Genomic DNA, 12,490 nt, shown 5'->3' with positions numbered 1-12,490 from the left:
TGACAAACTTAAAAATATGGTTAATATGTTATTAATACTTCAAGGTACTTCAGTTCAAGAAAACTTTGCGAAACATTGAGAGACGCCTTGAAGTTAATGAAGTATGAAGTATTAATGAAATATTCTAATCAATTTTAGTTTTGGTTCAATTCTTGTTTTGAACTGAAGTAATGAAGAATGAAAATTAATACTTGAAATGCCTTATATTCAATCCTTAATATGCCTTACAAATAAAGTAAGGAGGCATATAAGGCATGGATATACAGGTATTAAAGGTTTCAGGAAATGGTAATATTAACGCTATTGCTGATACAATTAATAAATACGTAGTTGAGGATGGCATTGTCCATATTGATGCTATAGGTGTAAAGGCAACATATACGACAGTAAAAGCCATTATACAGGCGCTTGAATCTCTGGTGAATAAAGGGTATAGGTTTAATTTGAGGCCGTATTACATTAAAGTAAACACAACAGGAAATGATATACAGCCAATTAGTAAGACTGCCATTCGATGGACATTGATTGCTAAGGAAAAAAGCATTTAATCTTGCAGCAACTACAGAGGTGTTAAAATGCAAAAACGTATTCTAAGTGTTTATTATAGTTATACAGGAGATAAGGAAGTACCTCAGATAAGGCTGCAAGGCAAATGGCTTAAGGAACTTGGGTTTGAAATAGGGAAGAAGATAGTTGTTTTAGCAAAAAATGGAGTTTTAGTAATTAGGATTGCTTCTGCTAAAAATAACGTTAGTTTAGTTAAAAAGGATAATAATAAGGTCTTTAAAAAGAGTTGTTAAATATATAATACGTAACGGAGCAGGTTAATACCTGCCTCGATTTATGGGAAGTACGCTATAACCTTATACTTAACATTTGTAAGATTAAATTTATTGCATTTTGAGATATTACTTGTATTCTTTTATCACTGCTTTAACTATAAAGCAGTGATTTTTCTCTTCATTTTTAAGTTTTGCTATGATACTATTAAAGTATTAATGTTTAACTGTATTTGATGTTCGAAACTATAATTAGATGATAAAATATGAAGAATAAAGAATATTTTGTTGAAACTAGCAATAACAAAATTACTTATACTGTAGTTAAAACCAAGCGGAAAACAATAGGGATAACTATTGATATGAACGGTGAGGTAAAGGTATCCGCTCCTTTACGCATCAACGAAAAACAAATTTGCGAAGTAGTACAGAAAAAAGCAGACTGGATTGTCAAAAAAGTAAATGAAGTAAGAGAAAGGAAGGCAAATACGGTATGCAGGGAATTTGTAAGTAGGGAGAAATTTCCGTATCTTGGTAAAGAGTATACCCTTGAAATAGTGGAAAGGGATTTAGGCAAGGTTGAAGTACTTATGCAGGAAGATACTGTGGTAGTTTACATATCTCAGGGAATGTCAGAGGAAAGCAGGAAACAGGCAATAAAAGAAGCATTAATAAAATGGTACAGGCAGCGTTTTGCTGAAATTGTTAAAGAAAGAATTGAAAAGTATTCTTTGCAACTCAAAGTGGCTCCCTGCAAAGTGGTGATTAAAGACCAGAAAACCAGATGGGGGAGTTGCAGCAAAAAGGGAAATATAAACTTAAACTGGAGGTTGGTCATGGCACCTATTGATATAATTGATTATGTAGTTGTACACGAATTGTGCCACCTAAGGATTATGAACCATTCAAAGGACTTCTGGAATCTTGTAGTGTCTATCCTGCCAAACTATACTGAGGGCAGAGAGTGGCTGAAAGTAAACGGAAATAGATTGGGAATATAGTTTTACAGGGTTAAGGGTAAAAGGATTAAGGAATTTAAGATAAGTTTTACAGATTCACAATCAACTTTTCCCTTGTCCCTTAAACCTATATCTGATAGAATACAACCAGAAAATATTGTCCATAATTTTAGTATTGGAAAAGTTTGCTGTATTATTATAAATGTAAAAAACAACAAGGGAGGAAAAGTACATATGTCGGAATACGTGTTCAGGAACGTGAGTCAGATAGGTGAGAAGGAATATCAAACTGTTATTGATGGCCAGGAATTAGCGCAGATGTGGAGGGATGGGATAATAACATATAACCCAGAGATTCAGAGAGGAACAAAGGTTAAAAGGGGAAAGGACAATACGGAAACTGAGGTTGCTGTGTACAGCAAAGCCAATGTGAAAAAAATCTATACTTCTATGCTGTCAGGCCAATATTTCACAGATATGATTACATTAAATGTGCTTGAAGATGGCAATGAAAAAGTCGAACTTGATGAGGAGGGGAACCTTACTGTAGACGGTGAAATAAATATCTCCGATGGACAGCACAGAATCAGGGCTTTGGCCATGATTCTCGAAGGAAACGAAAAAGGGAATACAGCCTTTGATTTAACTGAACTTAAATTCCCTGTAAAAATCACCAATTATGATGTGCAGACTGCCCAGCAGCAATTTCATCAATTCTCCCAAGGGCTTAAAATTAGTTCCAGTCGTGCCGAGTATTTCAATCGGTCAGGACTTGCAAACATTATTGTCAGGGAACTTATGAAAAGTAGCGACCTGGCTGGTAGGGTGGAAGTGGTAAGAAATTCAATACCTAAAAAGGACGAAAAGCATATTGTTACATTTGCAACTTTGGTAAATGCTATACAATTAGTGTATGAGGATTTAGAGACAAGGGTTCAGGCGATGGAATTATCTAAATACCTTGCAGAGTTTTTCAATGAACTGATAAACATTATACCTGAACTTCATAACTACGAAAAGAGGGCGAAAAGTAAGGAAACATCGCTATTAGGGGAAAACTTCATGTTCTACGGGTATGTGGCGATAAGCAAAGTTCTAAGGGAAAAGGAAAATTGGAAGGAGTATCTGCCCCTTATAAATGAACTTGACCTGCTAAAATCCTCTAAAGTATGGTACGGTGAAGTGATAAAGGGTGGAAAGGAAAGAGGATATTCTATTATTAACACCAGTGAAAGCAGGCAGAAGTTTAAAAACAAGATAGAAAGAATGTTTAAAAAACTGTTAAACGAAAAGACTGAATAATTAACATTATTTAACTAGGCTGACGGGTAGTTGTAGTATACTAATCTGTCAGCCTTTTTGGTTAGAGAGGAGGGTTAAGGAATTAGTTATAAGGTTGATATTTAATGCATGGTTATATTTTTGTCACATTAAAATTCACCAAACTCCTTAATCCATAAGCCTTTGACCTAACTATAGGGTAAAGGGTAAGAGATTAAGATAAAAGTGTAGAGTAAAAATATACTTGACGTGAATAACTAATTGTATATAAAATGCTTCAGTAAAGAACTGGTTTCATCATTTATGCTCCTCTTATTAAACTGTCTACAATTAAGAAAGTAGGCAGTTTTTTTATTTCCAATTACAGGCAGGATGGCTACAAGGTAAAAGACAAAAAATTTTTTAAAAAATATAAAAAATGGGACTAAAGTCCTATAGAAAATCAGAGTTTTCTTATTTTCATGTGTTATGCTTATAAATAGAAGAGTTAAAAAGGAATTAAGGAGTAGGGGGAAAAGGCATGAAGGAGTAAGCAAAGAAAATAAATAAAAAATTCTGCAAAAAAAATTAAAAAATTCTAAATTGCATTTGATGGCAAAAAAATGGTGTTAAACTAAAAATAGAGGATAATTTTGAGGGGGTGAGTTTCTATGGAAAGTAGGGCAAGAAGTCCAAATAAAAGAAAAAAACAGAAGGTAGCATTCAGCAAAATGTTTCTTCTGAAAACAAAATATGTGATTACAAAACTTATTCATAACAAATTATATAAGAAAAAATGAGAAAAGTGGACAGATAGATAGGTAATAAGAAACAAAGGTGGATTTGCTATGATTGATAAAAATGAATAGGCTCGAATTGAAGCCAAACTTAATGCAGTTCAAAAGGGATGTTACGCAAGGACTTATACTATAGAGGAAATCTATGAAATTGTAGAAGAAGTAGAAAAATTCTCAAGGTGGATGTACAAATTTCTTACGTATGGAGAATCTATAGGAGTGGCTATTAGTTATAAAGCAAGTGGAGTTTCAACTTATATAACGATATCTTTCAATGCAAGCGGAAAAATAAGAGATATTGAAATATCCCGTAGAACAGCCAGACGCCCAAAGGGTGTAGATAGAAGATTCATATTAAACAAGGAAGGTCTTTTACGGCATTTCGAAACAGAAAAGTTGAGCCCGAAGTTAACTAGTTATTTATAAAATTCGCTGGGTTTTACGAGAGCGGGATATAAACATATATATGATTTTAAATCCTGATAGGATATTTTAACGAAATAGCACCTATATCACAGGTGAGTATCTTATACGTTATGAAGACAAAGAGTAAATTAATTTATTCTTATAAGAGAGTTACTTAATTGTAATTCTCTTATGAGAAGTAATAAAGTATAAAATAATAGGTTAAGAACAGGAGGAAATCAAATGAAGAAACAAATTAAAATTCATATTCCATATTTAATAAAAGAAATTTTCGAAAAGGTAGTTCGGATGGATAGTTTTGGTAATTATATCTACGAAACGACATTGATATTTTACTGGAATGAGTTAGATTGCTTTGCAAAAAAGTTAGATTTCACCACTGCAGAAGAAACTGATTCAATTAATGGTGAAATAATTGGACAAGTCTCTATTTCAACAGATGGAGATAGTGCATGGGACCATATTACTGCAAAAGAATGGTTAAGAAAGGATATAGAGGACGAACTTTATGAAATGTTAATAAATCAAGGATATGAGCCTATTTTTATAAAACATATTCAAGTATTTGGTTATAATTTTGATGAATGTAAGTGTACGTATTCTGCAATAATTTCTGATGAAACTGAAGTAAATGACTTTTTACACTATTACAATGAAAGTTATAAATACATTGCTAATTTTGATAATATCTATATTCTGACAGAAAAAGAGGCAAAAAGGTATAAGGGGTCTATAATACAAGGTTAAAGTTTTAAGTAATAGACTACCTGAGCAAAGAAGATGATTGTCTTAGTGATATATTTGCTGTTCTTGAGGATGATAGGGTATAATTAGATAGATGATTATTTTCACCGTGATAACTTAATTTGGTTAAGAGACAAAGTGCATACCTTAACTGGTATGTACTTCATTTATGGAGAATTTTAGGAATGTAAAAGGATTCCTGCTTATAATTATCGAATAAAATTAGTGTAGATAGTCTAAATGGTGATAAAGGATAGTAGTATCGGCAGTAGATATTTGCCTATTATTAATATATTCATTATCTGAATGATATAATGGCTTCAGCCTGAATAATTTGACTTGAATGGTCAGATTATAGTTCAGTTACAGGAAAGATTGGTGTAAAATGTATTGTAGATAATAAAACCGAGAATCAAAATGGAGAAAAGGCCGATATTACATGTATATGTTAATTGGAAAAATCGATTATTTTAAGGGAGTTGGTTTTATGCCAAGAGGAATAAGGGTTAAACCAAGTAAGCCAGCATCATTGTTTGGTATGATAGTAGGTATTGTTTTTGTGTTTATTGGGTTATTTGTAGCAATTCCCAGTGCAGGTATGTTTGGTGTATTCTGGACACTGATTGCAGTTGGTATAACAGGGTTTCAAGCCTATAACTTTTTTGGTGACAAAGGTGTTGCGTCATGGGAGATAGACATTGACACTGGCGCAAATGCAGAGATGAAAAATCAGTCAATATCTGTAAGTGGTGATTTTGAAACGAGGCTTAGAAAACTGAACAGGCTAAAAGAAGATGGTCTGATTACTGAAGAAGAATTTCAGAAGAAGCGTGAAGAGATTTTACGGGAAAAGTGGTAGAGAAATAAGGTTGTAGGTGCTGGATTCTGTTTCATGGATTGATAATGCGGATTTGCTGAAATAGCGAGGTGTATAAGTTGTACAGGAGATGTTTGATGCTTTTATTGACAACAATAATAGTTTTTTCGACAGGCTGTAATACAGTGCAAAACAGTCAAATTTCTTTAGAGCAAGAGACACAAAAAGATAAAGTTAGAAACGAGGAGCATGGAACTGCTGACAGGACTAAGGATATTACAAAGATTGAACTTATCCTTGATACAAATGGACCTTACTGGAATGAGGTAAAACCTATATCCATTACAGACAATAAAATGATACATGATATCATATCCATGATAGAGGAAAGCAAACCATTGACGGACCAATCCAAAATAAGCAAAATGAGTGGAATGGCCCGTAAAAATAATAAGTTGATTATTACAGGAGCAGATGGCAGAGAAAAAGAGATTACATTTGCATATGATACTCTCTATGAGATAGGGTACATAGAGAAAGATGGGGAAAAGGTTGAGCCTGACTACAGTTTCTTTAGATATATTGCGGATTTAAATGAGTATACAAATCCTGATACGAATATTGAACATCAGGTAATACAACTATTTGGCAAGTATAACTGGACTGTTGACTATAGAATAAACACTTTAAAGGAGAAATTGCCTGAAAGTGTTAAACATAAGGCAGGAGAATACCCAGTAAAGATATACTGGGCTTATAATAATGAACTACCCAAGCAAATAGGTTTTGATTTTACTGAGTATCTTGGAAAAGATGTAGTAGTAGAGATTTACAGGCTGAGGGAATCGCTTCCCGAGTTTATGAAACCAAGAAGAGATGCAAGAGGTATTGTTCTTAAATATAATGACCAGATTATTGGAGCATATATCGATGCTGGAAGGCATGATTCTTTTGCATGTTCTCTCGATAGAAAGAGTTTAAAAGATATTACGGGTAAGGAATGGGATGGATGGATTGCAGATTATATCGATTATGAGGATGAATTGGAAATCAAGTTGTCCAAAATGGAGCCGGAGGATATTATTAGAGAGTATTTCAAGGCATTAGACAAACACGACATAAAAATGGTATGGGCCTGTATGATGAGGAAAAATCTATCACAGCACTTATCAACTAATATGGATAACCAATACCTTTTCAATAAGGACGAGGATAAAATTGACTACAACATTAATAGCGCAAAATTGTTGGAGATAAAAGAGTTAAAGGGATTTCACAATGAACCAGGGGTGTTGGAGTATCAGGTTAAAGTTGATTTTGATTTCAAGAAACTAATAACAGCAGATGATGGAATCTGGCCAAGATTTGTTATATTGAAGAAAGAATCTGAAAAAAGCGGCTGGAGGATTGACGGTGTTGGTACGGGACCGTGATTAGGGAGTATGTGATATAAAGCACATGCTTTAATAGTGTGCGCTTTTGCTTTTTATATCAAATTTAAAAGGATTTTAATTACAATTGTCGAATATTATTAAAAGAAATAGTAATAAGAGTTGATAAGGAATATAGGCAAGGTTGAATCTCAATTTTTATATAATTGATTTATGAGCAGGGGTGTTTTTATGGATATTAGTGCTAATAAAGATAAATTTATAGAAATTTTAACTAATTTTAAAGGAGATATTTTAAAATCTATCAGGGGTGCAATAACAGGTAGCGCAGAAGAGACTTTATTTCTTAAGGAATATCGTGGAAAAGTTAGTAAGGACAAGATAAAAGGGTATATAGAATTGAAGGTTGCTGTACATATTGTTTTTAAGTATATTTTGATTCGTTTAATTGAGGATACAAATCTTAAAATTAATTCTAAACTTAATGCTGAAGGTATATCAAAATGGAGAGAGATGAGCAAAAACTTCAGAAATGACTATGTAAAATTATTTCAATTTGCATGTGATGATTTAAGACGGGAAAAAGGAATAGGAAAGGCGTTTGCAGAGACTGCATACGATGATTATTATTCAAGGTTAAAAAGCATTTTCAATCCTTCACAGAATAGAGAGAAAAACTATTTGGAATTATTAAAGGATTATGATTTTAAAACTATGAACCCCAATACGGCTATCACTGTTGTAGAAAAGATATATCCTTCTGAAGAGAGGGAGAACCTCCAGAAGTATTTATTACCTTCACCTGCAATTGACTTTTTATTGAATAATCTTGGGATACGGTAAGGAGGTAGAACTTAAGTGGAAGAAGCAGTTATATTTAATAAGGATGCTTTAATAGACGAATTAAAACAGATTCATAAAAATATGGTTTCCGTATATAGGGAACTTTTTGCATATAAATATGATAATAATGAAGATTTTAGAAATTTCATTGAAAAAGAGTATAGAGAAAATGGTATAGGTAAGGATGATAAAGATAAGTGGAATGAGAATTTTTGCCATAGGACTTCTTATACGCTTATAAACAAGGTTTTGTTTATAAGGATATGTGAAGATAAAGGATTTATGTTTAATCCTGAAGAAGATTTTATTATGGGAGAGCCAAAAGACCCTAACATAGGGAAGAAATTATCTGCAAGGGGCAGAGATAAGTGGATAAGCCTGATTTCCAATTATACTTTTGGGGAACTGCTAAAGTTTGCTTTTGCTGATATGAAAGAATCCTTTAAAAATATTGCTCTTTTTAAAGAGGATAAATATGAGAAATTAAATCCTACTAAACAGGAACTTGAACTAAAGTTTATACTGGATAGCAAGGAATATAAAAAAACACCAATTTATAGTTATGAGGAAAATGTTGCTAAAATTATTGAAAAACTTGATACATCGAAATTTGACTTTAATGTTCCTGCAGAAGGGAATATACTTGGTGACGTTTATGAAAAATTCATGGACAGGGAAACCCGTAAAGCAATTGGACAGTTTTATACTCCAGATTTTGTTATTGAATATATTTTAAATAATACGGTTGCAGAAGCAGATGTAGTTGAAAATCCTTTTGTTTCTGTTTTAGACCCTGCATGCGGCAGCGGACATTTCCTGATTATGGCATATGATATATTGAAAAAGAAGTTTGAAGAAAACATAGATAGGTTAAGAGAAAAATATGCTGATGTAGATTATATATATAAAAATGAAAATATGAAGGGTAAGGAATACTGGGTAAAGGATAGAATTCATTATCACATTCTAAAGCACTGTATTTTTGGAGCGGACATAGATAGTTTTGCTGTTCAGTTGACTACTATTAATCTGCTGCTAAAAGACCTTGAAAATTTTACAGATGAATTGAACATCATGGAATGCGACAGTTTGATTAAATGGGAAGAGGATTATGATTGGCAGGATTTAAAACAACAGTTAGAAAATCATAGTCTTTATTTTACAATAAATTATAAAGATATGGCTGGAATACACAGACAAGATACTTTGAGTAGGGATAAGGCAGAGGAGTTAGTAAGGCTTTGTGAATTTTGGGCTAAAAAATATGATTATGTAGTTGGGAATCCACCATATTTTAATATTAGTAAAGAAAAATCGAGACAGTATGATTTTTTAAGGGATGGTGTATTAAATATTTCATCAATTTTTGTATACATAGGATTAAAACGATTAAAAGATTTAGGAAGTTTGGGATATATAATACCCAAAGTGACTACTTGGGTAAAATCGTACAAACCTATAAGAGAAGAAATAATTAAATATCATATTAAGTCACTATGTGATGTTGGGATTGCTTTTGATGATGTAGGTGGAGAACAAACTATCTTTTTAATAAAAAAAAGTAATGAAAAAACAGATACAATGATATATACAAGACTTAATTATAGAATGGATAACTTTGAAAACTTCCATTTAGTGAAAGAAGAATATTTACAGAAAGATATATTGCATATGTATTTAAATGATAAAAATATTAACATTTTTAATTCTATTAAAAACAATAAAGAGATTCTACCATTAGAGAGAATATGTAGCATTTTTAGAGGAGCACCAATTCAAAGTAAAATAGAAGTTATATCTTTATCTTGTGATGATAAACATCAATATAGGATTTTAGGCGGGAGAAACATCGAAAGATATTATATTCGAGATTCCGTTTACATTGATATAAACCATAAACAACTAAATAGTTACAGAAATCAAATATTAAGGCAAATGAGCGACAGGATTGGTATACAAAGATTAGTATCCTCGAAAGTTAGAATCATAGGAGCAATTCTAGATAATAAAGACATTACTTATGATACTATAACTAATTTAGTCTTTGATAAAGGAATAAAAGTTGATTTATTTTATATGATAGGATTAATTAATTCGAACTTACTTACATATTATCTAAAATATTTTATATTTAATAATTCTTCATTAAACATGGATATGGATGGCCATTATGTAGGGAGGCTACCTATTATTTTGGACGACAAAGAAAATAAGATATCACAGTGTACAAAAACTATAATGAATAATATAAAAAAATTAAAAAAAGAGAAAATTTGCTTAATAAATACAAAAATTGATGACATTTTCCACCAAATAAAAAACAGGGCAAGATTAGAAAGGGAAATTGAAAAATGTGTAAATGAAATAAATAGGCGAATTTATTATATGTATGGGTTAGGGTATGAAGAAATATATGAGATTGAAAAAGATTTAAGGAACAATAATTATGGTATAAAAGAAGAAACTTATAGATATGAAATAAGAAAAAATAGAGGTGTAGTTAATGAAGAAGAGATAGTTAATATGGCGTTAAGAGATATTATGAATGAGTTAACGCCAAGCGAATTTATAACAGAGCATATTATAAATAACAAGTCTTTACAGGAAATTGCAGAAAAATATGGTTACGAATTCGTTACTGTTTCTTTGCTGCGTGAAAACTATGCAAGACTCTATGGAGGAAATGAACCTTGGAAATTTTATAATCTTTCAGAGTTATATACTGTTGTTAATGAGTATTTAAAAGACGAAGCAATTGAAATATTGAAAAGTAAGAAGAAATATATTAGCCTTGATGATATTAGAAATACTCTTAAAGAGAAACTACATAATTTTGAAGAACTTATAAACATTATGAGAAAAGATAATCCTACTAAAAAATCAAAAGACATAGTGAAAGAAGCACTAAACGAATTTGCTGATACATGGAATAGTTATATTAAAAATAAAAATGCAGATAAAGAACCAAAAGACCTTGTAAAATACTATGACAGCAATTATTATGGTTTATCTGAATGGGATGATGAAATTCATAAAGAATATTTTATTGATGCCATTAAGGAATATACAGAAGTAAATCCAAACGAGAAAAAAGCGAGAGATATATTGAAATTATTTGAAGGACTTAATATTAAAGATAAAGAAGATTATATAGAGATTTTTAACAGTCAAATTAAGAAGGCTTTTAGAAGATAGTTTACCTATGTAGAATTGAAGGTGATAAAGATGAATGGTTTACAGAAGTTTTTGCCTTTATCAGAGAAGGTGCCAGTAGAAACAACATTAGATTGCATAAGATATATAGAGCATAATAGAAATAAAGAGTTAGTAAGGCAGTATGTTGAATCAGTGATGCCCTTTGGAGAAAAGGCATCACTGAAGTATAGAAGAAGATTTTTTGAGCGTTTTATTGAAACTGAAGGAAACGATATAATTTATACTCCTTTACTGAAGTATATAAATGAAATAACCAATTACCAGTCTAAAAAAGAAGTCCTTTATTATGTTACCTGTACAAAGCATACTTGTGTTGGTGATTGTGTAAAATCATTTGCTAAAGGGGATTTGAAGGACGAGATATCAAGCAAGGATTTACTTGAGTATTTTAGATTAAAAATGCCTGATGCAAAAGAGAGTTCAGTTGAAAAAACTTTTAATGTTGTTGTTAACATACTAAAGGATTTTGGAATTTTAAATGCAGTTAGCGATAAAGTTTCAAGTGCAAAAAGGTATAGATTGAATTGGAATATTAGACCTACTAACGAGGCGCTTGTTTTTTGTTTATACTATGAGTTTAGAAAAATTAAAGATAATAAGATGCCGAGAGCAGATGTAATTTTAAATGCAGATGTATTTAAATATTTTTTGATGAGTGAACCTTTGATTAAGAAATATTTAAAATGGATGATGGATGAAGGGTATATTGAAAACTATGTAATGGGAGATAATTCCCAATATCAATTTAAATATGATAGCCTTGAACAGTTAGTTGAGAAGGTGGTTAAATGATTCAAGAAGAAATTGAAAAGAAAATAAGAAGTATGGATAAAAGAAAGTTATTGTTTTTATTTGGTGAACATATGAGTGGGAAAACACGAGCAGCAATAGATTTTCTTAAAACTAGATATAGAGATGAATATAGTAAGTACTATATTGATGTTGGGTTATATTTACAACAGAAGATATTGGAAGGACCCATATCTACATATGAAATATATCCAGAAGAGTTTTTGGAGGATGCACAAGACTTTTTTGAAAAACTTGTAAATGAGAAATTTGTAGACAGCCCTAATAATTTATATGTACTTGACCATCTAGAATTTTTATTATCCGAAAAAAATACGGACTGGATAAAGGTTCTTGATAGGGTAACATTAAAAAAGTATACAGTTATTGTTGTAGTGCCCAATGAATATAAACATATGCTGCCCGTTAAAGCCTATGATTATGTAGAGGTTGTTTGAAGGAGGATGGG

The 12,490-nt window shown here is 31.5% G+C and carries 12 protein-coding genes; all 12 read left to right on the top strand.

Annotation, left to right across the window (positions count from 1 at the left end; translation table 11 throughout):
* Nucleotides 1-254 precede the first annotated feature (254 nt).
* Nucleotides 255-548, top strand: a complete 294-nt coding sequence (locus CIB29_RS11485; RefSeq protein ID WP_094549815.1) for a stage V sporulation protein S — start codon at nucleotides 255-257, stop codon at nucleotides 546-548.
* Between the two features lie 27 nt (nucleotides 549-575).
* A complete protein-coding gene (locus CIB29_RS11480) occupies nucleotides 576-800 on the top strand; it encodes a SymE family type I addiction module toxin (RefSeq protein ID WP_094549813.1) in 225 nt (74 codons plus the stop codon).
* 245 nt (nucleotides 801-1,045) lie between these two features.
* Nucleotides 1,046-1,780 carry a M48 family metallopeptidase gene (locus CIB29_RS11475; protein ID WP_094549811.1) on the top strand — a complete coding sequence of 245 codons (735 nt, stop codon included), beginning with the start codon at nucleotides 1,046-1,048 and terminating at the stop codon, nucleotides 1,778-1,780.
* A gap of 192 nt (nucleotides 1,781-1,972) precedes the next feature.
* Nucleotides 1,973-3,040 carry a DNA sulfur modification protein DndB gene (locus CIB29_RS11470; RefSeq protein WP_094549809.1) on the top strand — a complete coding sequence of 356 codons (1,068 nt, stop codon included), beginning with the start codon at nucleotides 1,973-1,975 and terminating at the stop codon, nucleotides 3,038-3,040.
* 629 nt (nucleotides 3,041-3,669) lie between these two features.
* Complete coding sequence (locus tag CIB29_RS19465; protein WP_278335848.1) at nucleotides 3,670-3,798, top strand: hypothetical protein; 129 nt, start codon at nucleotides 3,670-3,672, stop codon at nucleotides 3,796-3,798.
* Nucleotides 3,799-4,443: 645 nt separating this feature from the next.
* Nucleotides 4,444-4,968 carry a hypothetical protein gene (locus CIB29_RS11460; protein ID WP_094549805.1) on the top strand — a complete coding sequence of 175 codons (525 nt, stop codon included), beginning with the start codon at nucleotides 4,444-4,446 and terminating at the stop codon, nucleotides 4,966-4,968.
* Between the two features lie 484 nt (nucleotides 4,969-5,452).
* Nucleotides 5,453-5,824, top strand: a complete 372-nt coding sequence (locus tag CIB29_RS11455) for an SHOCT domain-containing protein (protein WP_094550077.1) — start codon at nucleotides 5,453-5,455, stop codon at nucleotides 5,822-5,824.
* 95 nt (nucleotides 5,825-5,919) lie between these two features.
* Nucleotides 5,920-7,215, top strand: coding sequence for a DUF4830 domain-containing protein (locus tag CIB29_RS11450; protein ID WP_242965175.1), 1,296 nt, complete (start codon nucleotides 5,920-5,922; stop codon nucleotides 7,213-7,215).
* 189 nt (nucleotides 7,216-7,404) lie between these two features.
* Nucleotides 7,405-8,016, top strand: coding sequence for a hypothetical protein (locus CIB29_RS11445; RefSeq protein WP_094549801.1), 612 nt, complete (start codon nucleotides 7,405-7,407; stop codon nucleotides 8,014-8,016).
* A gap of 15 nt (nucleotides 8,017-8,031) precedes the next feature.
* Nucleotides 8,032-11,211, top strand: a complete 3,180-nt coding sequence (locus CIB29_RS11440; protein WP_094549799.1) for an Eco57I restriction-modification methylase domain-containing protein — start codon at nucleotides 8,032-8,034, stop codon at nucleotides 11,209-11,211.
* 30 nt (nucleotides 11,212-11,241) lie between these two features.
* Nucleotides 11,242-12,024: a hypothetical protein gene (locus CIB29_RS11435; RefSeq protein WP_094549797.1), complete on the top strand. Its 783-nt coding sequence runs from the start codon at nucleotides 11,242-11,244 to the stop codon at nucleotides 12,022-12,024.
* Nucleotides 12,021-12,479 (top strand): hypothetical protein, encoded by a 459-nt coding sequence (locus CIB29_RS11430; RefSeq protein WP_094549795.1) that lies wholly within the window; start codon nucleotides 12,021-12,023, stop codon nucleotides 12,477-12,479. Before CIB29_RS11435 ends, CIB29_RS11430 begins: the two co-directional genes overlap by 4 nt.
* Nucleotides 12,480-12,490: the final 11 nt, after the last annotated feature.

It is taken from the genome of Petroclostridium xylanilyticum (assembly GCF_002252565.1).
GTDB lineage: Bacteria > Bacillota > Clostridia > SK-Y3 > SK-Y3 > Petroclostridium > Petroclostridium xylanilyticum.
This window is presented reverse-complemented; position numbering and strand designations above follow the sequence as displayed.